This window comes from Frigoribacterium sp. PhB107 (assembly GCF_003751515.1).
GTDB lineage: Bacteria > Actinomycetota > Actinomycetes > Actinomycetales > Microbacteriaceae > Frigoribacterium.
On record NZ_RJKU01000001.1, the window covers coordinates 883,970 to 908,168 of the forward strand.

Sequence of the window (24,199 nt, forward strand, 5' to 3'; positions counted from 1 at the left end):
CGTGCCCCTCAGCCGAGGCCGGGATCGGGGGCGTGGTGGTGCCCGCCCTTGACGTGCAGCGGGGCGTCGTGCTCGCGCTCCCGGGCCTCGTCGTCGTGGGCGTCGTCGTCGCCCTCGGAGTCGTCGAGCCCGTCGGCCCGGTCGAGCTCGACGGCCAACGCGTCGGCCGACCCCACCGGCAGGGTCGACGGGTCGACGTCGGAGAGCGACTGGCCGTCGGCCACGAGTTCCTCCCCTGCCCGGGCGACCGCCTCGTCGAGCTCGTCGACGACGAGCATGTCGCGGCGGAGGTCGCCGTTGCGGTAGCCGGCCCGGCCGATCATGTGCGCCGAGATCGGCGCCGTGAGCATCTGGAAGACCAGGACGACCACCAGGGAGGCGATGGTCCCGAGGTTGTGCTGGTCGAGGGCGATCGCCGACAGCATCAGGATCAGCCCGAAGATCTGCGGCTTCGTGGCGGCGTGCATGCGGGTGAGGGCGTCGGGGAACCGCAGGAGGCCGACGCCGGCGGCGGCGGACAGCGCCGCACCGGCGACCAGCAGGACGGCGCTCGAGATCGTGTAGAACTGGTCGCTCATGACGGGTCCTGCCTCGACACGTAGCGCGCCACCGTGATCGAGCCGAAGACGGCCGTCAGGGCGAGCACGATGATGACCGGCAGGGTGCGGGTGTGGTTCCCGAGCACCATGTCGGCGGCGAGCACGCAGATGAGGGTCGTGAGCAGCATGTCGCTCGCGATCATGCGGTCGAGGATGGACGGCCCCCGCACGATGCGGAGCACCGACGCGAGCGCGGCGAACGCGAAGAGCACGCCGACGACCCAGGAGACGATCGTCACGAGGCGACCCCCTTGTTCTTCTCGTTCACGGGCAGCTCGGCGCCGGACCGGTCGGTCGGGGCGTCCTCGGTGGCGGGCATCCCGTCGGCGATGCGGCGGAGGTCGTCGGCGCTGCCGAGCGCACGAGCGATGCGCTTCTCGAAGCCGAGCACCCTCTTCCGCACCTCCTCCACTCCGTCCGCGTCCTCGACCGCGAGGGCGTGCATGTAGAGGATCGACCGCTCACGGTCGGCCTCGACGACGAGCGAACCGGGCACCAGCGACACGGCCTCGGCGACGAGCGTCATGATGAAGTCCGACCGGGTGTGCAGCTGGACGGCGACGATCGCGTTGCTCGTCACGCCTCGGGGCCGGACGGCCGTCCAGGCAACCTCGACCGACGCGACGACGAGGTCGAAGACGAAGCGGCCGAGGAACACGAGAGCCCAGCCGAGGTTGAACCGCCCGCTCAGCTCGACCGGCGGCAGGAAGAAGACCCGCGTGACGAGCAAGGCCACGAGGACACCCGTGACGAACGAGAGCACGGTCAGCTGGTTCCAGAGGAACATCCAGAGGACGACGAGGCCGACGAGGAGGGGCAGCTGACGGAGCAGGCTGCGTCCGACCTCGTGGGCCGAGGGCCGGGCTGTCACGGTGCGCTCCCCTCGTTGTCGGCGGTGTCGCCCTCACCCGAGGGGAAGACGAGCTGCACGTACGAGTTCGAGCCGTAGACCTTGCCCGCCGCGCGCTCGGCGACACCGTAGAGCGGGCCCGCGAAGACCGTCAGCACGAGCGAGACGCCGACCATGCCGACGGTCGCACCGATCATGGTGCGCGGGTTGGCGCGCTTCGCCTGGACGGCGGTGCGGCCGGGCGCCTCCTCGAGACGCTCGGTGAGGGGCGACTCGTGGTCCTCGACGTCGCTGCCGGGACGCCAGAAGGCCAGGTTCCAGGCCCGCATCAGGGCGTAGAGCGTGAGCAGCGACGTGACCGCACCGGCACCGATCAGCACGTAGACGAGCGGGTCGTCGAGGCGCGCGCCGGCGTCGAAGAGCGCCACCTTGCCGATGAAGCCGGAGAACGGGGGGATGCCGCCGAGGTTGAGGGCCGGGATGAAGAAGAGGACCGCCACCACGGGCGCCGCCTTGAGCAGCCCGCCGAGCCGGAGCACCGAGGCCGTCCCGCCCCGCCGCTCGATCAGCCCCGCCGCCAGGAAGAGCGTGGTCTGCACCGTGATGTGGTGCACCACGTAGTAGATCGTCGCGGCGAGGCCCTCGACGGTGCCGAGCGCGATCCCGAAGATCATGTAGCCGATGTGGCTGACCAGGGTGAACGACAGGAGGCGCTTGATGTCCGCCTGCGCCACCGCGCCCAGGATCCCGATCACCATCGTCAGCAACGAGATGATCAGCAGGTAGACGTTGACGTTGCTCTCGACGAAGAGCACCGTCTCGGTCCGGATGATGGCGTACACGCCGACCTTCGTCAGCAGGCCCGCGAACACCGCCGTGACCGGGGCCGGCGCGGTCGGGTACGAGTCGGGCAGCCAGAACGACAGCGGGAAGATCGCCGCCTTGATGCCGAAGGCCGTCAGCAGCATCACGTGGATGATCGTCTGGACGTCCGGCGGGATGGTGTCCATCTTCTGCGCGATGTCCGCGATGTTGACCGTGCCGAGGGCGCCGTAGATCATCGCGATCGACGCCAGGAACAGCACGCTCGACAGCAGGCTCACCACGATGTAGGTGACGCCTGCCCGGATGCGCTGCTCGGTGCCGCCGAGGGTGATCAGCACGTAGCTCGCGATGAGCAGCATCTCGAAACCGACGTAGAGGTTGAAGAGGTCACCCGCCGCGAACGCGTCGAAGACGCCGGCGGCGAGGATGAGGTACGTGGGGTTGTAGATCGAGACGGGGGCGTCGCCGTCGCCGTCCGCCGAGCCCTGCCCGACGGAGAACACGAAGACCGCCAGCAGCACGATCGACGAGATCGTGAGCATCAGCGCCGCGAGGCGGTCGACCACGAGGAGGATGCCGAAGGGCGCCTCCCACCCGCCTACCTGGACCGCGATCGCGCCGTCACGGTCGACGACGACGAGGAGGACGGCGCTGATGGCCACGACGACCGCCAGCGCGGCGATCGTGAGGACGGCCTGGAGCCGGGGCCGCCGGGTCGCGACCAGCGCGGCGCCCGCACCGATGAGAGGCACGAGCACGACCAGCGGGACGAGGAAGTCGAGGTTCACGGTCGGCCTCCTCTCGGGTCGTCACGGTAGGTGCCGCGGTCGCGGTCTCGTTCGGGGTGGGCCGGGTCGTGGTCGGGAGCGTGCTCCGGGTCGGCCACCGGGATGGTCTCGCTCGGGGCGTGGTCCCAGGGGTCGTCGTCGTCGAAGGACGACTTCGGCACGGCGGCCTCGGCGTCCGTGCCGAACTCCGTGTCGCCGTCGCTCTCGTCGTCGCCGTCGCCCTGCGTCTCGTCCTCGGCGGGCACCCCGCGGATGCCGATCTCCAGGTCTTCGAGGTCGTCGGCCACGTCGTCCTCCTGCGCGAGCCGCCAGGAGCGGTAGATGAGGGCCAGCAGGAAGGCCGAGACGCCGAAGGTGATGACGATGGCCGTGAGGATGAGCGCCTGCGGCAGCGGGTCGGCGAAGCTGGACTCGGGCACCTGGCCGTCGGCGATCGGCGCCTCGCCGCTGCGGCCGGACATCGTGAGGATGAGGATGTTCGTCGCGTTGCCCACGAGCAGGAAGCCGAGCAGCACACGGGTCATGCTGCGCTCGAGCATGAGGTAGATGCCGCACGCGTAGAGCGCCGCCATCACGACGATCAGGATCAGCGACGCGCTCATGCGGGGCCCTCCGCCTTGGTGGTGGCCGTGACCGACGCGTCGCCGCGGTCGTCCTCTTCCTCTTGCCGGTCGACCTCGGCCCCCAGGCTGCGGAGCACGTCGAGCACGAGGCCCACCACGACGAGGTAGACGCCGATGTCGAAGAACGTCGACGTGACGAACTCGACGTGGCCGAGCAGCGGCACCTCGCCCTCGAACCAGGTCGAGGTCAGGGCGTCGACGCCGAAGAAGAGGGGCACGACGGCGGTGGTGACGATGATCAGCAGACCGCTGCCCAGCACCTTGCCGGCGTCGAGGGGCGCCGCGGCGCCGAGCTCGAAGCGCCCGCCCGCGAGGTAGCGCGCCACGAAGGCCATGCCCGCGACCAGGCCGCCGGCGAAGCCGCCGCCCGGCAGGTTGTGACCGGCGAAGAGCAGGTAGATCGAGACGACGACGATGGCGTGGAAGAGCAGCCGGACGACGACCTCGAGCAGGATCGAGCGGTTCTGCGGCGCCAGCTTGCGGCCGGCGAGCAGCCAAGCGCGCCGGTCGCCCTCGACCTCGGAGCCGACCGCCGTGCTCGACGAGGCGTCGGCGCGGTCGGCCTGGCTGCCGCCGGCCTCGGCGCCGGGGACGACGGGCGCGGGCTCGAGGGCCGGGCGCACCCGGGCGAGGAAGCGCTGGGCTCGGGTGCGGCGCGCGGGTCGCGGCAGCATGTCGGTGCGCGAGGTGAGGAACACGAGGCTCGCGACGCCGGTCGCGGCCGCGATCAGCACGCTGATCTCGCCCATCGTGTCCCAGCCGCGGATGTCGACCAGGGTGACGTTGACGACGTTCTTGCCGTGGCCGCCGACGACGGCGAGCTCGGGGAACGCGCTCGAGATCGTGCCGCCGCTGCGGGCGCCGAGGGCGACGACGGCGATGGTCGCCATGACGCAGCCGACCGCGACGCCGATGACGGCGCGCAGCGCCCGGTGCGAGCGGCCGTTGCGGTCGCCGAGGCGCGCCGGCAGTCGCCGCAGCACGAGCACGAAGGCGATGAGCGTGATCGTCTCGATCAGGGCCTGGGTGAGCGCGAGGTCGGGGGCGCCGTGCAGGGCGAACAGCGCAGCCATGCCGTAGCCGGTCACACCGACGAGCACGACGGCCTGGAAGCGCTTGTTCGACCGCGCCGCGGCCACGGCGCCGACGATCATGAGTCCGCCCACGGCCAGTTGCGCCGGGTAGTCCCAGATGACGGCCGCGTCGGGCCAGCTGCGGTTCGACGACAGGGTGACGATGCTCGACACGACGAACACGACGAGGATCGTGCCGAGGTAGAACGGCAGCGAGCCCCGCTGGGTCGCCGCCGTCGTGCGCGACGCCGTCTTGTCGATGCCGGTCATGATCCGGACGTAGCCGTCGGAGGCGCGGGGCAGGAACGAGACCGCCTTCTGCACCGAGGAGACCCGCTCGCGCTGCCAGAACATCACGGCGCCGAGCACGAGCGAGAGGACGGTGAGGCCGAGGGCGGGCTCGAAGCCGTGCCAGAGGGCGAGGTGGTACGGGCCGTGCTCGCCCTCGACGTGCGGCAGCGTGTCCGCGTAGCGCGCCATGACGCGGTCGACCGGGGCCGCGACGAAGCCCATCGCGAGGCTGAGCGCGGCGAGCACGGCCGGCGCGGCGAGGAAGTCGATGTGCTCGCGGACGAAGTCGACCGGGGCGACGTCGCGCTTGCGGGCGAACGCCCCCCAGAGGAACCGCAGGCTGTAGGCCGTGGTGAGGACGGAGCCCACGACGACGCCGACGAGCGCGATCACGCCCCAGGCGCTGCCGTGCTCGGCGTCGGCGAGCAGGGCGGAGAGCACCGCCTCCTTCGCGACGAAGCCGAACGTCGGGGGCACGCCCGCCATCGACGCGAGCGCGATGACGGTGATGACGACGAGGACGGGAGCCTGCCGGCCCAGGCCGCTCAGCTTGCGGAGGTCACGCGTGCCGGTGCGGTGGTCGACGATGCCGACGACGAGGAACAGCGTCGCCTTGAACAGGGCGTGCGCGACGAGCAGCGCGAGCGCCGCGAGCCCCGCGTCCCGGGTGCCGTAGCCCGCGATGATCGTGAGGAAGCCGAGCTGGCTGACCGTGCCGTAGGCGAGGACGAGCTTCAGGTCGTGCTGGCGGAGGGCACGGTAGCCGCCGAGCAGCATCGTCACGACGCCCACGGTGACGACGACCTCCTGCCAGCCGGGCGAGTCGTGGTAGCCCGGCGCGAAGCGGGCGACGAGGTAGATGCCCGCCTTGACCATGGCCGCGGCGTGCAGGTACGCGCTCACCGGGGTGGGGGCGGCCATGGCCGCGGGCAGCCAGAAGTGGAACGGCACGAGGGCCGACTTCGACAGCGCGCCGACGAGCACGAGGATCACCGCGACGGTGACGGCCGTGCCGCTCGGCGGCGACGCGACGAGGGCCTCGATCGAGGAGGTGCCCCCCTGCACGCTGAGGACCACGAGCCCGACCAGCATGGCCAGCCCGCCCGCCGTGGTGACGATGAGCGCCTGGAGCGCGGCCCCGCGGCTCGCCTGCTTGTTCGTGTAGTGGCCGATCAGCAGGTACGAGAAGACGCTCGTCGCCTCCCAGAAGACGAACAGCACGAAGACGTCGTCGCTGGTGACGAGGCCGTACATCGCCCCGGCGAAGGCGACGAGCACGGCGGCGAAGCGCGCGAGGCTCTTCTCCCCCGGCTTGAAGTAGCGGGAGCAGTACACGAGCACGAGCCCGCCCACGCCGGTGACGACCAGGGCGAGCACCCACGACAGCACGTCGAGGCGAAGTGTCAGCGTGATGCCGAGCTGCGGGATCCACGGGACCGACTCGACGACCTGCCCCTGCGAGAGGACCTGGGGGCCCTGGAGCGCGGTCATCACCATGGCGGCGAACGGGACGGCCGAGGCCCACAGGAACAGCGACGGCCCGAGCCGGCGACCCAGTGCGGCGACGACGATCGAGGCGGCCGCGAAAGCCGCGAGAGCAGCGATCATCTTGGTGCACCTCCGTCGGCTGGCGAGTTCGTCGGTCGTTCGGGCTGATCGGCGACGAGGAGTCGGGCGGAGAGGTCAGCTTACCTTGCGGTCACCTGGGAGGACTGCCCGAGGCCGGCTCACCCGGGGGACGCATGCGCGATCAGGCATGCCCCAGGTGCTCGCGGAGGTCGGCGAGCTCGCCCAGCAGCCGTCCGATCGCCGCCGGGTCGGCGACGCGGTGGCTCGCGGCGGTCTCGCCCGGCCCCACCCGGATGCCGAGGTCGCCGTCGCCGAGCGACCGCAGGGCGTCCTCGTCGGTCACGTCGTCGCCGGCGAAGAGGACGCCGGTGGCGCCCACCGCCTCGCGCAGCCGCGCCACCCCGTCGTCCTTGCCCGTCGGGCGGACGGCGTATTCGCGCACGTTCTTGCCCTCGCGGCCGTGCACGCCGGGCTCGTCGGCGAGGCGCTGCCGGACGGCCTCTCGCACCTCCGTCGTCGTCGCCTCGTCGGCGAGACGCGTGTGCAGGGCGAGGCCCGCCGGCTTCTCCTCGACGAAGACGCCCTCGCGACCGTCGGCCGCCGTGTGCAGCGCCTCGGAGATGACGGCGCGACGGGCGAGCTCGTCCTCGGTCAGGGAGGTCACCTCTCCCCCGATCCGCACCTCGATCCCGTGCGACCCGACGAGCAGGACCTGCTCGGGCATCTCGCTGATGCGGTCGAGCGACGCGAGGTCGCGGCCGGAGACGAGGGCGACGGAGGTGCCCTCCATCTCGAGCAGGCGACGGATCGCCTCCTTCGACTCGGGCAGCGGGCGGGCCGCCATCGGCTGGTCGACCTCGGGCGCGAGGGTGCCGTCGAAGTCGAGGGCGACGAGGAGGCGCGGGGTCGTCGCGAGACGGCCGAGCGCGTCCGAGAGGGCTCGCGACTCGTCGTCCGTGGTCAGGGGGGTCGTGGTCACGAGGCGTCCTCCTCGGCGGGTGCCGTGATCTGCTGGCCGGGGCGCACGTTCTCGAGCGCCTGCAGGAACGACGCGGACCAGCTGGCCACGTCGTGCTCGAGCACGCGCCGACGGAGGGCGCGCATCCGCGTCGTCCGGTCGCGCTTCGGCATCTCGATCGCCCGCATGATGGTGTTCTTCAAGCCGCCGATGTCGTGCGGGTTGATCAGCAGCGCGGTCTTGAGCTCGTCGGCGGCGCCGGCGAACTCGCTGAGCACGAGCACGCCGTCGTTGTCGCGGCGCACCGCCACGTACTCCTTCGCGACGAGGTTCATCCCGTCGCGGAGGGCGGTGACGAGCATGATGTCGGCGGCGAGGTAGAGCGCCACCATCTCCTCACGCGGGTAGCCGTGGTGGTGGTAGCTGATGGCCGTGTGGCTCATCGTCGCGTAGTCGCCGTTGATGCGGCCGACGGTCAGCTCGATCTCGTCGCGGAGGGTCTTGTACGTCTCGACCCGCTCGCGGCTGGGGCTCGCGACCTGCACGAGCGTCGCGTCCTCGACGCTCAGGCGGCCGTCGGCGAGCAGCTCGCCGAACGCCTTCATCCGGTGGCGGATGCCCTTGGTGTAGTCGAGCCGGTCGACGCCGAGCATGACCGTCTTCGGGTTGCCGAGGCCGGCGCGGATCTCGGCCGCCCGGGCCTGGATGTCGGGTCGCGCGGCGAGTTCTTCGTAGCTGGCGGCGTCGATCGAGATCGGGAAGTGCTTGGCCAGCACCCGGCGCACCTTCGTGCCGCGGCGGGACACGTGCGAGGACCCCGTGACCACGTCGTCGTCGACCGGCACCTCGACGTAGGGGCGGGTCGTCCCGTAGCCGAGCAGGTGGCGCACCGCGCGGGAGAAGTTCGAGGCGTCGTCGCCGCGCTGGAACCCGATGACGTCGGCGCCGAGCAGCCCCTCGAGGATCTGGCGGCGCCAGGGCAGCTGCGAGAAGATGCCGAGCGGCGGGAACGGGATGTGGTTGAAGAAGCCGATCGTCACGTCGGGACGCGCCTCGCGCAGCATCTTCGGGACGAGCTGCAGCTGGTAGTCCTGCACCCAGATCGTGCCGCCCTCCTCGGTGATCTCGGCGGCGCGGTCGGCGAACCGCTGGTTCACCTGCACGTACGCCTCCCACCAGAGCCGGTGGTACGTAGGGGCGGCGATGACGTCGTGGTAGAGCGGCCAGAGCGTGTCGTTGCTGAAGCCCTCGTAGTAGCGCTGCACCTCCTCGGCGCTCAGGGGCACGGGCACGATGTGGATGCCCTCGTCGACGAACGGCTCGAACTCGAGCTCGGGCTGGCCGGCCCAGCCGACCCAGGCCCCGTCGTTCGCCTTCATGACGGGCTCGAGGGCGGTCACGAGGCCCCCCGGCGAGTGCTGCCAGGACGCGGAGCCGTCCTCGGCGACGACGCGGTCGACGGGGAGGCGGTTGGAGACGACGACGAAGCCGTAGCGCTCTGCGGTGTCAGACATGGGGGTGATCAGCTCCGTTCGACCCCCGGGAGACGGGGGACGGCCAGATTATCAGCGCGCCCGTCCGGGCCCCCGGCGAGGCCTGTCCCCCGGGCGCCCCTCCCCCGGGCGCCCTGCTCCCGGGCGTCCCTCCCCCGCGCGGCCGGCTCAGACGAGCCGGAGCACCTGTCCGGCCGCCTCGGCGAGCGCCCGGCCGTAGCTGCGGCCGTGGCCCGCCGCGTGCACCGCGAGCGGGTGCAGCTGGTGGAGCGGCACGCGGTCGCGCCAGCCGTCCCGGAGGGGCGAGGCGTCCTGGTAGCCAGCCAGCGCCTCCTCGAGGAAGGGGAGGCCAAACAGCTGCAGCATCGCCAGGTCGGTCTCGGGATGGCCGCCGTGAGCGGCCGGGTCGATCAGGACGACGCCGTCCGCGTCGACCAGGACGTTGCCGCTCCAGAGGTCGCCGTGCAGGCGGGCCGGCGCCTGGTCGTCGTCGAGCGCTCCCGCGGCGACGAGGTCGCAGGCGCTCTCGACGAGGTCGAGCTCGTCGCGCGTCAGCGACCCGGCCTCGACGGCCGTCCGGGCGAACGGCAGCACGCGCTGGGCGGCGTAGAACGCGCCCCAGCTGTCGCGGGGCGTGCACTCCTGCTGCCGTCGGCCGATGAAGACGGGGCCGTGCCAGCCGGCAGGAGGCGCCCCGAAGGCGTCCGCGCCGGCCGCGTGGGTTGCGGCGAGCGCCGCGCCGAACCGCCGTGCCGCCTCCGGCGTCGGGCGGGTCTCGTGCACGGCCCCGAGCGCGATGCGGCCCGGCGAGACCGACTCGACGGACACGATCCTCGAGCCCCCGCCGGGTGTGGCCTCGGCGAGCCACGCGAGGCCGGCCGCCTCGGCCTCGAAGAAGTCGTCGGGGGCGTCGGCGCGCTGCTTCACGTGCGAGGTCACGTGGATAGCATGCCCCCATGACCGAGGCCCCGACCACGACCCGCACCCCGACGCAGACCCGGGCGTACCGGAGCGGGCGGCTCGTGGTGCAGGGGTTCCCCCTCGCCGACGTCAGCGACCACCTCGAGACCGAGGGCTGCACGGTGTGGGTCGACCTCACCGACCCGACCGCGGCGGACTTCGACGACCTCGAGGACGAGCTGGGGCTGCACGAGCTCGCCGTCGAGGACGCCCTGCAGGACGGCCAGCGGCCGAAGGTCGACCGCTACGAGAACCACCTCTTCACGGCGCTCTACGACGTCTCGTTCGACGCGGCGTCGGGCGAGCTGGCGACGAGCGAGGTCAAGGCGTTCCTGACCGCCAAGGCGCTCGTGACCATCCACCACGCCGACTTCGACGTCTCCCGGCTCGAGAAGGCGTTCGACCAGAGCCCCGACCTCGCGGCTCACGGCGTCTCCTTCTTGCTGTGGGGCGTCCTCGACGTCGTCGTCGACCGCCACTTCGAGGCCGTCGACGCGCTGGACGACGAGATCGAGGGCATCGCCGACGACCTGTTCGACCCGGCGCCGCGCACCCTCGACGTGCAGAAGCGCTCGTTCGCGCTGCGCAAGAGCCTGGTGCGGCTGCGGCGCGTCGCCTCTCCGATGCGCGAGGTGCTCAACACGCTGCTGCGCCGCGACCTGCACGACCTCGACCCGGTGATGCAGCCCTACTACCAGGACGTCTACGACCACGTGGTCCGGGTCGCCGAGCAGAACGACTCGCTCCGCGACCTCGTCTCGACCATCCTCGACACCAACCTCAACCTGCAGTCGAACCGGATGAACGGGATCATGAAGAAGGTGACGAGCTGGGCGGCGATCATCGCGGTGCCCACCGCCATCACCGGCTTCTACGGCCAGAACGTGCCCTACCCCGGCTTCAGCACGGTCGGGGGCTTCGTCACCTCGTGCGTGCTCATCGTCGGCGTGGGCGGCGTGCTCTGGTGGCAGTTCCGCAAGCGCGACTGGCTGTAGCCGGCGGCTGGCCCGGACCCTCGAGCCGACCCAGGAGGCGGTCGCCCGGCCCCGGGGACGTTCCCCGGCCGTTCGCCCGACGTTCACCCCTGCTCGGCTCCCCCGCCGCGGGCCCGGTCGTAGCCTGGCCGCGTGATCACGGTCGGAACGAGCACGTCCTGCGTCTCCCCGCTCCCCGTCGACGAGGCGTTCCGCCTCGCGAGGACCACCGGCTTCGACGGGGTGGAGGTGATGGTGACCGCCGACCGGGCGAGCCGGGACGCCCGGCTCTTGCGCGCCTCCTCGGCCCGTTGGGGGCTGCCCGTGCTCTCGGTGCACGCACCGGTGCTGCCGCTCGCGCACTTCGCGCTCGGCCGCGACCAGGGCGAGAAGCTGCGGCGCTCGGCCGAGCTGGCCGCCGACCTCGGCGCGGCCACCGTGGTCGTCCACCCGCCGTTCCGCTGGCAACGTCGGCACGCCGCGCGGTTCCTCGACCTGGTCCGGGAGCTGGCTGCCGCGACGGGCGTCGAGCTCGCGGTCGAGAACATGTTCCCGTGGCGGCTGGGGCCCGTCGTCGCCGACGTCTACTCCCCCGGGCACGACCCCTCGGCCCTCGCCGTCGACGCGGCCGTGCTCGACTTCTCGCACGCCGCCGTCGCCGGGCGGGACGCGCTCGACCTCGCGCTGGCCCTCGGCCCGCGCCTCCGTCACGTGCACCTCTGCGACGGGGTCGTCTCGACGCGGCCGGGCGGCCTCGTCGACCAGCACCTGGTGCCGGGCACGGGCGACCAGCCGGTCGCCGAGGTGCTCGGGCACCTGGCACGGTCGGGCTGGTCCGGGTCGGTCGTCGCCGAGGTGCACGCCCGCGGCCGGGCGACGGACGAGGCGGCGCTCACGGACATGCTGAGGCGCACGCTGAGGCACGCACGAGCAGCTCTGGCCGCCGGCACCGCGTCCTCGGGCGCCGCGTCCGCAGACACCGCGTCCGCGGGCGGAGCCTCGGCGGCCTACGCCCCGACCAGCACCGTGGCGACGACGGCGAGCGGCACGGCGACGACCGCGACCCCGAGCCCGCCGAGCACGACGCCGCGCCACCTCACCTCGACGCCCATCGAGGTCAGCCGCCCGTGCCAGAGCAGCGTCGCGAGCGAGGCCCAGGGCGCCACGAGGCAGCCGACGTTGACGCCGACGAGCACGGCGACGAGCCGCAGCGGCGAGCCGGCGACGGGCTCGAGGGCGAGGTAGGCAGGCAGGTTGTTCGCGACGTTGGCGGCGGCCGCGCTGCCGGCGGCGAGGCGCAGCAGGTCGGGCAGCCCGTCGCCGGAGCCGACGAGCACGGCGAGCGCGTCGGCGAGCCCGAGCGAGTGAGCCGCCTCGACGACGACGAAGAGGCCGCTGGCGAAGACGATCGTGCCCCAGGGGACGAGGCCGAGCCGCAGCGTGGAGGGGCGCCGCACGGCGGTGACGACGACGAGGACGAGCGCCGCGACGGCCGCCGGGATCCAGACCTCGATCCCGCTGACGAGCGCGGGCACGAGCAGCGCCACGGAGACGGCGGCCACGACGAAGAGCACGCGGTCGCCCGCCTCCTCCCGCCCGGGAGCCTCGAACCGCCCGCTCAGCTCGCGGCGGTAGCGCAGGCCGACGGCGGCCACCGGCACGACGGCGGCGACCACGGCCGCCGGCGCCACGAGCGCGGCGAAGGAGGCGGGCGACGGCGACCCGAGGGCGTCGAGGGCCAGCAGGTTGGTCAGGTTCGACACCGGCAGCAGCATCGAGCCGCAGTTCGCGAGCCACACCGTCGTGAGGGCGAACGGCATCGGCGGCAGCCCGACGCGCCGGGCGACGAGCACCACCACGGGGGTGAGCAGCACGGCGGTCGTGTCGAGCGACAGGAAGATCGTGCAGCCGAGCGCGAGCGCGACGACGAAGGCCCAGAGCACGACGACCCGGCCGCGCGCCGCTCGTGCCGCGAAGCCGGCCAGCCACGAGAAGAGGCCCGCCTCGGCCGCGAGCTCCGACACGATCGTCAGCGCGACGACGAAGCCGAGCACCGGCGCCACGCGCTCGACGAGCGTGCCCAGCTCGTCGAGCGTGAGCACCCCGGCGAGCAGGGCGACGAGCCCGACGACGAGCAACGCTGCTCCGAGCACGGCAGTGCGCACCAGGTCTCCTCCGGCCGACGAGCCCGGACCGGGCGAGCCGGGCAGCTCACCCTACGACCCCACGCGGTGCACGCACTGCACCGATCCGCCCCGGTGCGCTCCGCGGCCTGACGAGTACGGTGGAGGCACCGATCACCAGGAGAGAACCGTGCGCAAATTCCTTTTCAACGGAGCGATCATCAGCTCGCTCTTCTCGGGCGTCAGCCTGCTCAAGAGCCTCAGCTCCGGCCCCCGCGACTGGCGGCTGCTGCTCACCGCCGTGGCCTGGGCGGCCACGACGGCCATCGCGGTCGGCAACGTGGTTGAGGCCGCGAACGAGAACGACTGACCGTTCCGCCCCCGGCCGGCTGACCTGCCGGCGCAGGCACGAAGGAGGCGCGTCCCCGACCGGGGGCGCGCCTCCTTCGTGCGTAGAGACCGGGCTCAGCGGTCGGGGCGACCCGTCGGACGGCCGTCGAACGAGCGGTCGACGTGGGGGTCGCGCTCGTCCTCGGCGCCCATCGTCGCGGCGTAGGGCCGCGGCTCGGGGTCGGCGTCGCGCTGGACAGGGATCGCCTGGGTGAAGAGCTGCGTGCGCTCCGACCCGGCGTTCTCGCCCGAGAACAGGCCGCCCGACTCTGAGGTCGACCGGGACGGACGGCGCGTCGTCGGCTCGGGCTCTGCCTCGACCGTCTGGACGCGGGTGCGCGGCACGGCCTGGGGCGAGACGCGGTGCAGCCACGAGACGAGGTCCTCGCGCACGAGGCAGCGCAGGTCGAAGAGGGTGCCGGCGTCCTTGGCGGTGACGAGCACCCGGACGCGCACCCAGCCGCCGGTCGCGTCGGTCACCTGGAGCACCTTCGTCCGGCGGTCCCAGAGGTCGGTGCGCTCGAGGATGCGGTCGAGCTCGTCGCGCATCGCCCCGGGGTCGACGCGCCAGTCGAGGTCGAGCTCGACGGCGCCGAGCAGCTCGCTGTTGCGGCGGGTCCAGTTCTCGAACGGCGTGGTGGTGAAGTAGGTCGACGGCAGCACGAGACGACGGTCGTCCCAGATGTGCACGACCACGTACGAGAGCGTGATCTCCTCGATCAGGCCCCACTGCCCCTCGACCACCACGACGTCGTCGATGCGGATCGCGTCGCTGAAGGCGAGCTGGATCCCCGCGAACACGTTCGCGAGGGTCGACTGCGCGGCGAGCCCCGCCACGACCGAGACGAGCCCGGCGCTGGCGAGGACGCTCGCACCGACCGCCTCGACCCCGGGGAAGCCGAGCAGGATCGCCCCCGCCGCGATGACCACCACGACCACCATCGTGAGGCGACGGAGGATCAGCACCTGCGTCCGCACCCGCCGCGCGATCCGGTTGTCGGCGGTGTCGATCCGGTACCGCGCGAGCCCGAGGTCCTCGAAGAACAGGGCCAGCGCGCCGACGAACCAGGCCACGACCACGATCACCGCACAGCGGAAGAGCTGGGCGACGACCTCCTCGCCGGCGTACGGCGAGCCCAGCAGGGCAGGCAAGGAGGTGCGGAGGGCGATCGTGAGGAGGACGACCAGCAGCGTCCAGCGGAACGGGCGGCGCATGCGCTCGACGAGCGCCTTCGCCCACTCCTTCTTCTTGGCGACGAGCCCCACGACGAGGCCGACGACCGCCGAGACGACGAAGGTGAGCACGACGGCCGCGGCCACCGAGATGAGCAGTTGGATCCAAGGCATCCGTCCACCCTGTCGCACCGGGAGGACGCCCGACCGACCTCGGTGCCGTCAGACTGGGACCGTGAGTCGATCCACAGGTTCCCGTCACGGCGACGCCACGCCCTCGTCACCTCCCGGACGCCGGCGCCGCGCGGCCCCCCGCAGCCGCACGCGTCGCGTGCTGAAGGGCGTCGCGCTCGTCCTGTTCGCCGTGGTCGTCCTCGTGGCGACCGGCTTCTTCGTCTGGGCGAAGACGCCGATGTCGGCCACCGCCTCCTCACTGGCCGCCGTCGCGGACGACCCTCGGGTCGACGTCGCCGACCAGCCCGACGTCGTCGTGCTGCGCCCGGCCCGGACCACGGCGCTCGACCAGGGACTCGTCTTCGTCGCAGGCGCCCGCGTCGACCCGCAGGCCTACGAGCAGGTGCTCGCCGGCCTCGTCGCCACGGGCGTCACCGTCGTCGTCGAGCGCCCCGTGCTCGGCTTCGGCATCCTCGACCCGCGTCCGCTCTCGCACTTCACCGACCTCGCGCCCGAGGTCACGAACTGGGCCGTGGGCGGTCACTCCCTCGGCGGGGTGCGGGCCTGCCAGTACGCTGCCGACGACCCGGCGGTCGACGGGCTGGTGCTCTTCGGCTCGTACTGCGCGACGACCGACCTGTCGGGCCGGGACGACCTGCCCGTCCTCAGCCTCGGGGGCGGCCAGGACGGCCTGAGCACGCCGGACGACATCGAGCGCTACCGCGACATGCTGCCCGACGACGCGACGGTCGTCGAGATCCCGGGCCTCGCCCACGCGCAGTTCGGCAGCTACGGTGCCCAGCCGGGCGACGGCGAGCCGTCGATCAGCGACGAGGAGGCGCGGTCACGGATCGACCGCGAGCTCACGTCGTTCTTCGCCGGCGTGGGCGACTGACGGGGCGCGGGAGGCAGCGTCAGACGGAGCGCTTGCGGAGGCGCAGCGCCTCGAGCGCCATGCCGAGCGTGGCGTAGCGGCCGACCTCCTCGGCCCAGGCGGGGTTCGGGCCCTTCAGCGCCACGTGCACGCCGCCCTCGTCCCTGACGTGGCCGAGGACGCGGTCGGGGGTCGAGACCTGGACCAGCCCGCCGGAGACGATCCGGGTGCTGAGCTGCGCGCTGCGGCGGAGGGGCTCGACGGCGATCGTGGTCACGGGGTGGTGCCTTTCGTGGGGGACGTGCGTGACCGACGGTACCCGCGCCTCCCCTGTTCTCTCCTGGGGTCCAGCCGTGCGTCCCCGGTGGTCCGCCTGTGCGGACGCCCGGAACCGGGGTACGACGACGCCCCGCCCGGCAGAGCCGGACGGGGCGAGATCGTGCCCGCAGGGCGCGGGACGAGGAGGTTCGGGTCAGCTGGTGAGGCCGTCCACGTAGTCCTGGTTCTCGGCGATCCACTCGTCGACGACCTCGGTGTAGTCGCTGCCGTCGACACCGCTGTTGAACATGGCGTTCTCGAGCGACGAGAGGGTCTCGGTGTCCATCTCGAAGCCCTCGAGCCACTCGGTCAGCTGCGGGAAGTTCGCCGTGAAGCTCTTGCCGCCGAACGAGTGGATGCCCTCGGCGTCGCCGAGCGTGCCCTTCGGGTCGGCGAGGTCCTTGATCGGGAACGCGTCGTACGCCCAGTGCGGGCTCCACAGGGTCACGGCGATGTTCTCGCCGGCCTCGGTGGCGCTCTTCAGCTCGGTGAGCATGGCGGCCGTGGACGAGGTCTGCAGCTCGAGGGCGTCGATGCCGTAGTCGGGGATGGTCGCGTCCTGCACGGCCGTCGTCAGGCCGGCGCCGGGCTCGATGCCGACGATCGAGCCGCCGAAGAGGTCGGCGTTCGCGTTCAGCTCCTCGAGCGAGTCGATCGGGGCGTCGGCGTTGACCGCGACGGCGAGCTTGGCGTCGTCGTTCCACGCGCCGAGGTCGGTCAGGTCGTCGCCGTACTGCTCGACGTAGTCCGCGTGGGTGGTCGGCAGCCAGGTGTCGAGCACGACGTCGTAGTCGTCGGTGGTGAGGCCCGAGTAGACGGGAGCGACGTCGGCCATCTGCAGGTTGACCGTGTAGCCCTCGTCCTCGAGCACCGACTTCCAGAGCCACGACGCGGCGATGCCCTCGTCCCAGCCGTTGAAGACGGCCAGCTCGACGACGCTCTTGTCGCCGTTGTCGAGCGTCTCGGCCGACGACGAGCTGCCGGGAGGCGAGCAGGCGGCGAGGCCGAGGACGGCGGTGGTGCCGAGGGCGACGGAGGCGGCGATGGTGCGCTTCTTCATGGGTGTCCTTCCGGGGACGATCGGTGTGTTCGAGGTGCTGGTGCGGGTGCTGGTGCTGGTGACGGGCTGCGGGCTCACGCGCCGGCCCCGACGGGGACGGGCTGCTCGCTGTCGGCGGTGCGCGCCTCCTGGGTGCTCGGCGACGGGGCGGGAGCGTCATCCCGGCCCGTGCCGCTGCGGAGCGGACGTCGCCGTGCGCGGCGATCGGCACCCAGGGCCGCCGTCATCCGGTCGAGGATGATCGCGAGCACGACGACCGAGATGCCGGCCTCGGCGCCGAGGGCGATGTCGATGCGGTTGAGGCTCGCGACGATGTCGCCGCCGAGCCCGCCCGCGCCGACCATGCCGGCGATGACCACCATCGAGAGCGAGAGCATGATGACCTGGTTGACGCCGGCCATGATGCTCGGCTTCGCGAGCGGCAGCTGGATCTGGCGGAGGATGCGCCACGGCGACGAGCCGAACGCGTGGCCCGCCTCCACCACCTCCTTGTCGACGCCCCGGATGCCGAGCTCGGTCAGACGGACGCCGGGGGCCATCGCGAACACGACGGTCGCGACGATGCCGGGGACGACGCCGATCCGGAACAGCAGCAGGGCGGGGATCAGGTAGACGAACGCCGGCGTCGTCTGCATGAAGTCGAGGACGGGCCGGATGATCTGCGACGCCAGGTTCGACTTGGCCGCGAGCACGCCGAGCGGGATGCTCAGCACGATGGCCACCGCGCCGGCGACGAGCACCAGGGCCAGGGTCGACATCGCGTTCTCCCACTGGCCGAGGGTGCCGATGAACAGCAGCCCGGCCGCCGTGCCGAGGCCGAATTTCCAGCCCTTCGCGACGAAGGCCAGGGCAGCGATCACGACGACGACCGCCCAGAAGGGAGGCGCGCTGAGGAAGTACTCGACCCACTCGTAGAAGAAGGTCACGATCGCGCGGATCACGGAGAAGAAGCCGCCGAGGTGGGTGGTGACCCAGTCGACGACGACGGCGACGGCGTCGCCGAAGGGGATGCGCAGGTACTCGTTCATCGGAGGGCTCCCTCGGTGGTCGCGGTCGGGACGCCGGCAGGCGCCGCGAGGGTCTCGTCGAGCTCGCTCTCGGAGTAGCGGGTCACGGGCTCGAGCACCGGGATCGGCGACGTCGAGGTGTCGACCCCGCCGAGGGCGGCCAGCAGCGTGACGCGCGGGATGACGCCGATCAGGCGGTCGCGGTCGTCGACCACGGCGATGGGCAGGGGGCTCTCGACGGCGAGCTCGAAGAGGTCGACCAGGGCGGCGTCGGGGCCCACCTTCGCGAACTCCGCGTTGACGATCGAGGCGAGGTCGGCGTCGGCGGCCTTGACCTGGCGCATCACGTGGCCGTCGCGCACCCAGCCGAGCAGCTTCCGGTCGCGGCCGAGCACGAACAGCGCCGCGGTCTGCAGGTCGCGGAGGGTGCGGAGCGCGCCGCGCGGGCCGGCGGTCAGCTGGACGACGGCGCGGGCCGGCTCCATCACGCTCGACGCGGTGAGCACCCTGGCGCGGTCGACGTCCTGCACGAACTGGGCGACGTAGTCGTTCGCCGGGTCGGTGAGGATGTCCTCCGGCGTGCCGATCTGGACGATGCGGCCGTCGCGCATGACGGCGATCCGGTCGCCGAGGAACATCGCCTCGTTGAGGTCGTGCGTGATGAAGACGATGGTCTTGCCGAGCGTCGCCTGCAGCTCGAGCAGCTGCTCCTGCATCTCGCGGCGGATCAGCGGGTCGAGGGCGCTGAACGCCTCGTCCATCAGCAGGATGTCGGTCTCGGCGGCGAGGGCGCGGGCCAGACCGACGCGCTGCTGCATGCCACCCGACAGCTCGGAGGGCAGCTTGTCCTCCCAGCCGCCGAGGCCGACGACCTCGGTCATCTCCCTCGCCTTGGCGAGACGGTCGGCCTTGGGGACGCCCTGGACCTCGAGGCCGTAGGCGACGTTGTCGAGCACGGTGCGGTGCGGCAGCAGTGCGAAGTGCTGGAACACCATCGACACGTTCTGACGCCGCACCTCGCGGAGGCGCGCGGCGGGCACGTCGGAGATGGCGGACCCCGACACCTCGACCGAGCCGGACGTGGGCTCGAGCAGGCCGTTGAGCATCCGGATGAGCGTCGACTTGCCGGAGCCGGACAGGCCCATCACGACGAAGATCTCGCCGGGCTGCACGTCGAAGGAGGCGTCGATGACGGCGGCCGTGCCGAGGGACGCGGCCTCGGCTCGGGTGGCGCCCGCCTCCAGGCGGGTCACGGCGTCCTTGGGGCGGCGGCCGAACACCTTGTACAGGTTCCGGGCTCGCACTGCGGGGGTGGTGGTCACGGGCTCTCCATGCGCACGCCGAGAGGGGCGTCCGGCCGCTCGGGCCGGAGCCGTCGGCGGCGTCCAGGTCGGGCGGACGGGTCGACGGCACGTGCGGGACGGACCGGCTCAAGCGGCGCGTGACCGGCGTCGTGCCTGGTCTGCCTCGCGAACCCGTACCCCGCTGGGCCGGTCACGGGACCGGCGCCTGCGCCACCAGACCGTACGTCGTCGCGGCCCGGTGGTCGTGGGGGCCGGCGGCAGCGCGTCCTGATGATGACGGACCCGGGTGACCGGGTCGACACGACGGTAGCGTGGACGACACGTGACGACCAAGTCGCCGACCCCCTCCCGGGGGACCGTGCGCGTCCCCCGCGACGGCGTGTCGCCCGTGCCTGCGGGGATCTCGATCGAGACCCCATCGTTACAGAGCCTGCACGCACCGGGCCGCGCCTCCTGGTCCCGCGCGCTGCGGCGAGGGAAGGTGCACATCGTGCACCGAGGGGTCTACGGTCGTCCCATGACGAGCCCCTCGAACGAGGGTGGCCGCGCCGCCGCCCCCGACCACGTTCCCCAGGATTTCTCGCACGAGCAGGAGGGGTTCCACCAGGGGCTGAAGCCGCGCCAGCTGCAGATGATCGCCATCGGCGGTGCGATCGGGACAGGACTGTTCCTCGGCGCCGGCGGCCGGCTCGCCTCGGCGGGCCCCGCGCTGGCGATCGTCTTCGCGATCTGCGGCGTCTTCGCCTTCTTCATCCTCCGCGCCCTCGGCGAGCTCGTGCTGCACCGCCCCTCCTCGGGGTCGTTCGTCTCGTACGCCCGCGAGTTCTTCGGCGAGAAGGCCGCGTACGCCGCCGGCTGGATGTACTTCCTGAACTGGGCGATGACCGCCATCGTCGACGTCACCGCCGTCGCCCTCTACCTGCACTACTGGAGCGCCTTCACGTCGGCGCCCGACTGGCTGCTCGCCCTCGTGGCGCTGGCCGTCGTGCTCTCGGTCAACCTGCTGGCCGTCAAGGTGTTCGGCGAGATGGAGTTCTGGTTCGCGATCATCAAGGTCGCGGCGCTCGTGGTGTTCCTCGTCGTGGGCGTCGTGTGGCTCGCGGCGTCGTTCCCCGTGACGAGCGGGGGCGAGTCGATCGACACGGGCTGGTCGGTGATCGCGGCGAGCGGGATCCTGCCGAACGGCCTCCTGCCCGCGGTCATCGTCATCCAGGGCGTCGTGTTCGCCTACGCCGCGATCGAGCTCGTCGGCACCGCCTCCGGCGAGACGCAGCACCCCGAGAAGGTCGTCCCCCGGGCGATCAACACCGTCATCATCCGCATCGCGGTGTTCTACGTCGGCAGCCTGGTGCTGCTGTCGCTGCTGCTGCCGTACACGTCGTACGAGGCCGGCCAGAGCCCGTTCGTCACCTTCTTCGGCAGCATCGGCAGCCCCGAGGTGGGCGAGGTGGCCGGCTCGATCATGAACTTCGTGGTCGTCACCGCCGCGCTCTCGAGCCTGAACGCCGGCCTCTACTCGACCGGCCGCGTGCTGCACTCGATGGGCATGAACGGCTCGGCACCGAAGTTCACGACGAAGATGTCGAAGGGCGGCGTGCCCTTCGGCGGCATCCTGCTCACCGCGAGCATCACCCTGTTGGGCGTCGTGCTGAACGCGGTCGTCGGCGCGAACACCGCGTTCGAGATCGTCCTCAACATCGCCTCGCTCGGCATCCTGACCGCGTGGGGCACGATCATCCTCTGCCAGATGCGACTGCGGCAGTGGGCCAAGCAGGGCAAGGCCGAGGAGCCGTCGTTCCGCCTGCCCGGCGCGCCCGTGACGAGCTACCTCACGCTGGCCTTCCTGCTGGCGGTCGTCGTGCTGATGGCGATCGACTGGCCGATCGGCTCGTTCACCGTCATGTCGCTCGTCGTCATCATCCCGCTGCTGATCCTCGGCTGGCACCTCCAGCGCGACCGCATCCTCGCGGCGGCACGGCTGCGCGAGGGCATGACGGGCCCCTACCCGGTCACTGGTCGCGACGCGTCGTCGCAGCTGCCCCGCGACGACCGCGGACAGGACTAGACCGCGGCGCTCGGGCAGCCGAGGTCAGAAGAGGGGCCAGGGGACGGCGGGCGCTTGGCCCTCGGGCTCGGGGAAGGCGCCCGTCGACCGGAGGCGGGCGCACCGTGCCTGGAGGGCTGCGAGCTCGGCCTCGGTGACCAGCCCGCCGAGGACGGCCCCCAGCTCGCCGCCGAGCTGCCGCTCGACCCGGGCCACGCCGTCGAGCTCGTCGCTCGTCAGGGGCTCGCCGGCCCAGCCCCAGAGGACGGTGCGGAGCTTGTGCTCGACGTGCAGGGTCAGGCCGTGGTCGACTCCGTGTCGTCGGCCGTCCGGCATCGCCAGGACGTGGGCGCCCTTGCGGTCCGCGTTGTTCACGACGACGTCGAAGACGGCCATCCGGCGGAGGGCGGCAGAGTCCTCGTGCACGAGCGCCACCGGCTCGTCGTCCTCGTCGAGGCCCTCGAGCACCGTGCGCCAGCCGTCCTCGGGCACGTCGGCCGAGGGCAGCAGGTCGACGGCGTCCTGCTCGGGATCGACGTCGCACCAGAGCTGCACCATGCCGGGGCCGAGCGGGCCGTCACGGAGCCAGGTGCGCGGGACGACGTCCCAGCCGAGCGCCTCGGACACGTGCCAGGAGGCGACCTCCCGGGAGGCGAGGTCGCCGTCCGGGAAGTCCCACAGGGGTCGCTCGCCCGCGACCGGCTTGTAGACGACGACCACGCCCTCGACCTCGCCGACGAACGTCGCGTTGGAGGCGGTGGTCACCCGGCCCGTGAGCGTCAACTCCCCCGTCACCAGGTCGGGCCCGGTCGTCACCAGGAGTCGCCGGGGACGGCGCAGACGTGGCCCTCGGGATCCATGGGCGCGCCGCAGAGGGGGCAGAGCGGACGACCGGCGCCCACGACCTCGAGGGTGCGGGCGGCGAAGGCCCTGGCGGTGCCGACGGGGAGCCGCAGGGTCATCATCTCGACGGGCTCGACGGCGTCGTCCGCATCGAGGTCGACGTCGAGGTCGTCGTCGCCGGGATCGGCGAGGGGGTAGGCCTCGACGACGACCTGGGCGGTGGACGGGTCCCAGCCGAGGCTCAGGGCGCCGACGCGGAACTCGGCCTCGACCGGCTGGTCCAGGGGCGCGTGGTCGACGAGCTCGTCGGGCGTCGTCTCGGGCACGCTGGCGGGGTTGCCCTCGACGCGGCGCACCTCGTCGAGGATCTCGTCGATCTTGTGGGCGAGGACGGCGGACTGCTCCTTCTCGAGGGCGACGCTGACGACACGTCGGCCGTCGCGGGCCTGGAGGTAGAAGGTGCGGGCTCCGGGAAGCCCGACGGTGCCGACGACGACGCGGTCGGGCCAGTCGAACCCGTGGACGATGGTGGGCATGACGCCATCCTACGAGCGGTGCGGACGGGTGTCCGGGGCCGGCTCTCAGACGGTGCCCGCGCCTCCCCCGACTGCGGCGTCGGCGCTCGGCGCCGAGCCTCGCAGCCAGCTGAGGTCGCCTCCGTCGGTGTTGGTGGCGAGGACGTCGGTGCGGTGCGCGCCGTAGCGGAGGATCGACACCGAGGCAGGTCCGACCGAGATGCGCTGGAACAGGTCCAGGTGCACGCCGAGCGCATCGGCGAGGACGGACTTGACGACGTCTCCGTGGCTGACCGCGAGCCAGACGGCTCCCGGCCCGTGCTCCTGCTCGACCGCGGCGTCGTGGGCGCGGATCGCGCTCACGGCGCGGTGCTGCATGCCCGACATCGTCTCGCCGCCCGGGAAGGTCACGGCCGAGGGCTGGCGCTGGACCGTCTGCCAGAGGTCCTCGCCCGCGAGCTCCGAGAGGGGCCGGCCCTGCCAGTCCCCGTAGTCGCACTCGGTGATCGCGGCGTCGACCAGCACGCTGAAGGCGGCGTCGGCGGACTGCTGCGCCACGATGGCCTCGGTCGTCTCCCGACACCGCTCGAGCGGAGAGGTCACGACCCGGGCGAAGGGCACCACGGCGAGCCGCGCCCCGGTCGCGGCGGCCTGCTGCCGTCCGACCTCGTCGAGGAGCACCCCGGCAGTCCGCCCCGCGAGCACCCCCGTCGCGTTCGCCGTCGTCCGCCCGTGCCGCACCACCACAACAGTCGCCATCCCGCCACCCTAGGCCCGCCCCGCCCTTCCCCTCCCCGGCCCCCGACCCATCTCTCGCCGAAGGAGGCCGGCGAAGCGCCGCCCGACTCACCTGTCGCCGAAGGGGGCCAGCGAAGCGCCGCCCGACTCACCTGTCGCCGAAGGGGGCCAGCGAAGCGCCGCCCGACTCACCTGCCGCCGAAGGGGGCCAGCGAAGCGCCGCCCGACTCACCTGTCGCCGAAGGGGGCCAGCGAAGCGCCGCCCGACTCACCTGTCGCCGAAGGGGGCCAGCGAAGCGCCGGCCGACTCACCTGTCGCCGAAGGGGGCCAGCGAAGCGCCGCCCCGAGCCCCGACGCACCAGCACCTGGCGGCACGAGTCTCGGCACCGCCCGACCCGAGCCGCACGTCGCCGGAGGCGACGAAAGGCATGCAAAAAATCCCCCGCGAAGAAGCGAAGCTTCGAACACGGGGGACCCATTTTTTGTTCGTGCACCCCCTCGGACTTGAACCGAGAACCCACTGATTAAGAGTCAGTTGCTCTGCCAATTGAGCTAGAGGTGCGTGCTGCGCGGCGTGGCGCAACGAGGAATGACTCTAGCATGAGAATCGACCCCCTGAGAACCACCGGCGC

General features: G+C 72.3%; 22 protein-coding genes, 1 tRNA gene and 1 pseudogene. 5 read left to right on the top strand and 19 right to left on the bottom strand.

The window, feature by feature from the left end; translation table 11 throughout:
- Positions 1–8: 8 nt before the first annotated feature.
- From mnhG to EDF18_RS04025, 9 genes are all read right to left on the bottom strand, one after another.
- Positions 9–578, bottom strand: coding sequence for a monovalent cation/H(+) antiporter subunit G (gene mnhG / locus EDF18_RS03980; protein WP_123546476.1), 570 nt, complete (start codon positions 576–578; stop codon positions 9–11).
- Positions 575–838, bottom strand: coding sequence for a monovalent cation/H+ antiporter complex subunit F (locus EDF18_RS03985; protein ID WP_123546477.1), 264 nt, complete (start codon positions 836–838; stop codon positions 575–577). Before EDF18_RS03985 ends, mnhG begins: the two co-directional genes overlap by 4 nt.
- Entirely contained in the window at positions 835–1,470 is a 636-nt protein-coding gene (locus EDF18_RS03990) for a Na+/H+ antiporter subunit E (RefSeq protein WP_123546478.1), read from the bottom strand. The genes EDF18_RS03985 and EDF18_RS03990 overlap by 4 nt, the downstream gene beginning before the upstream one ends.
- The gene (locus tag EDF18_RS03995; protein ID WP_123546479.1) at positions 1,467–3,062 is read right to left on the bottom strand and encodes a Na+/H+ antiporter subunit D; all 1,596 of its coding nucleotides are present in this window, start codon (positions 3,060–3,062) and stop codon (positions 1,467–1,469) included. The genes EDF18_RS03990 and EDF18_RS03995 overlap by 4 nt, the downstream gene beginning before the upstream one ends.
- Complete coding sequence (locus EDF18_RS04000; protein ID WP_123546480.1) at positions 3,059–3,664, bottom strand: Na(+)/H(+) antiporter subunit C; 606 nt, start codon at positions 3,662–3,664, stop codon at positions 3,059–3,061. The genes EDF18_RS03995 and EDF18_RS04000 overlap by 4 nt, the downstream gene beginning before the upstream one ends.
- Positions 3,661–6,657, bottom strand: a complete 2,997-nt coding sequence (locus EDF18_RS04005) for a Na+/H+ antiporter subunit A (RefSeq protein WP_123546481.1) — start codon at positions 6,655–6,657, stop codon at positions 3,661–3,663. The genes EDF18_RS04000 and EDF18_RS04005 overlap by 4 nt, the downstream gene beginning before the upstream one ends.
- Before the next feature lie 142 nt (positions 6,658–6,799).
- Positions 6,800–7,597 carry a trehalose-phosphatase gene (gene otsB / locus EDF18_RS04010; protein ID WP_123546482.1) on the bottom strand — a complete coding sequence of 266 codons (798 nt, stop codon included), beginning with the start codon at positions 7,595–7,597 and terminating at the stop codon, positions 6,800–6,802.
- Positions 7,594–9,090 (bottom strand): trehalose-6-phosphate synthase, encoded by a 1,497-nt coding sequence (locus EDF18_RS04015; protein ID WP_123546483.1) that lies wholly within the window; start codon positions 9,088–9,090, stop codon positions 7,594–7,596. Before EDF18_RS04015 ends, otsB begins: the two co-directional genes overlap by 4 nt.
- A gap of 147 nt (positions 9,091–9,237) precedes the next feature.
- On the bottom strand, positions 9,238–10,008 hold the full coding sequence (locus tag EDF18_RS04025; RefSeq protein ID WP_123546484.1) for a fructosamine kinase family protein: 771 nt from the start codon (positions 10,006–10,008) through the stop codon (positions 9,238–9,240).
- A gap of 17 nt (positions 10,009–10,025) precedes the next feature.
- On the opposite strand from EDF18_RS04025, the gene EDF18_RS04030 reads away from it, so the two are divergent.
- Together EDF18_RS04030 and EDF18_RS16570 are read left to right on the top strand one after the other, a co-directional pair.
- Positions 10,026–11,024: a magnesium transporter CorA family protein gene (locus EDF18_RS04030; protein WP_123546485.1), complete on the top strand. Its 999-nt coding sequence runs from the start codon at positions 10,026–10,028 to the stop codon at positions 11,022–11,024.
- Positions 11,025–11,156: 132 nt separating this feature from the next.
- Positions 11,157–11,876, top strand: a pseudogene (locus tag EDF18_RS16570) (sugar phosphate isomerase/epimerase family protein); the annotation flags it as partial.
- 134 nt (positions 11,877–12,010) lie between these two features.
- Here the strand turns inward: EDF18_RS16570 and EDF18_RS04040 are convergent.
- Positions 12,011–13,168 carry an SLC13 family permease gene (locus EDF18_RS04040; RefSeq protein ID WP_123546486.1) on the bottom strand — a complete coding sequence of 386 codons (1,158 nt, stop codon included), beginning with the start codon at positions 13,166–13,168 and terminating at the stop codon, positions 12,011–12,013.
- Positions 13,169–13,316: 148 nt separating this feature from the next.
- Here EDF18_RS04040 and EDF18_RS04045 point away from each other — a divergent pair, with 148 nt between their 5' ends.
- Positions 13,317–13,496 (top strand): hypothetical protein, encoded by a 180-nt coding sequence (locus EDF18_RS04045; protein ID WP_123546487.1) that lies wholly within the window; start codon positions 13,317–13,319, stop codon positions 13,494–13,496.
- A 95-nt stretch (positions 13,497–13,591) separates the two neighbouring features.
- Here the strand turns inward: EDF18_RS04045 and EDF18_RS04050 are convergent, their stop codons facing one another.
- Entirely contained in the window at positions 13,592–14,863 is a 1,272-nt protein-coding gene (locus EDF18_RS04050; protein WP_123546488.1) for a mechanosensitive ion channel family protein, read from the bottom strand.
- A 61-nt stretch (positions 14,864–14,924) separates the two neighbouring features.
- Between EDF18_RS04050 and EDF18_RS04055 the strand changes: the two genes are divergently transcribed.
- Positions 14,925–15,758 (top strand): alpha/beta hydrolase, encoded by an 834-nt coding sequence (locus tag EDF18_RS04055; protein ID WP_233568970.1) that lies wholly within the window; start codon positions 14,925–14,927, stop codon positions 15,756–15,758.
- A gap of 19 nt (positions 15,759–15,777) precedes the next feature.
- On the opposite strand, the gene EDF18_RS04060 is transcribed toward EDF18_RS04055, so the two are convergent.
- From EDF18_RS04060 to EDF18_RS04075, 4 genes are all read right to left on the bottom strand, one after another.
- Positions 15,778–16,014, bottom strand: coding sequence for a hypothetical protein (locus tag EDF18_RS04060; protein ID WP_123546489.1), 237 nt, complete (start codon positions 16,012–16,014; stop codon positions 15,778–15,780).
- Between the two features lie 195 nt (positions 16,015–16,209).
- On the bottom strand, positions 16,210–17,115 hold the full coding sequence (locus EDF18_RS04065) for a glycine betaine ABC transporter substrate-binding protein (RefSeq protein WP_123546490.1): 906 nt from the start codon (positions 17,113–17,115) through the stop codon (positions 16,210–16,212).
- Between the two features lie 74 nt (positions 17,116–17,189).
- Positions 17,190–18,143: a proline/glycine betaine ABC transporter permease gene (locus EDF18_RS04070; protein WP_123546491.1), complete on the bottom strand. Its 954-nt coding sequence runs from the start codon at positions 18,141–18,143 to the stop codon at positions 17,190–17,192.
- Complete coding sequence (locus EDF18_RS04075; protein WP_123546492.1) at positions 18,140–19,444, bottom strand: glycine betaine/L-proline ABC transporter ATP-binding protein; 1,305 nt, start codon at positions 19,442–19,444, stop codon at positions 18,140–18,142. The genes EDF18_RS04070 and EDF18_RS04075 overlap by 4 nt, the downstream gene beginning before the upstream one ends.
- A gap of 499 nt (positions 19,445–19,943) precedes the next feature.
- Between EDF18_RS04075 and EDF18_RS04080 the strand changes: the two genes are divergently transcribed.
- Positions 19,944–21,491 (top strand): amino acid permease, encoded by a 1,548-nt coding sequence (locus EDF18_RS04080; protein WP_123547280.1) that lies wholly within the window; start codon positions 19,944–19,946, stop codon positions 21,489–21,491.
- 24 nt (positions 21,492–21,515) lie between these two features.
- Here the strand turns inward: EDF18_RS04080 and EDF18_RS04085 are convergent, their stop codons facing one another.
- The 4 genes from EDF18_RS04085 to EDF18_RS04100 form a co-directional block, all read right to left on the bottom strand.
- Positions 21,516–22,286: an SCO1664 family protein gene (locus EDF18_RS04085; RefSeq protein WP_123546493.1), complete on the bottom strand. Its 771-nt coding sequence runs from the start codon at positions 22,284–22,286 to the stop codon at positions 21,516–21,518.
- Positions 22,283–22,849 carry a DUF3090 domain-containing protein gene (locus EDF18_RS04090; protein ID WP_123546494.1) on the bottom strand — a complete coding sequence of 189 codons (567 nt, stop codon included), beginning with the start codon at positions 22,847–22,849 and terminating at the stop codon, positions 22,283–22,285. Before EDF18_RS04090 ends, EDF18_RS04085 begins: the two co-directional genes overlap by 4 nt.
- Before the next feature lie 45 nt (positions 22,850–22,894).
- Positions 22,895–23,587, bottom strand: a complete 693-nt coding sequence (locus tag EDF18_RS04095; protein ID WP_123546495.1) for an MSMEG_4193 family putative phosphomutase — start codon at positions 23,585–23,587, stop codon at positions 22,895–22,897.
- A gap of 469 nt (positions 23,588–24,056) precedes the next feature.
- Positions 24,057–24,129: transfer RNA gene (locus tag EDF18_RS04100), tRNA-Lys, on the bottom strand.
- Between the last annotated feature and the right edge of the window lie 70 nt (positions 24,130–24,199).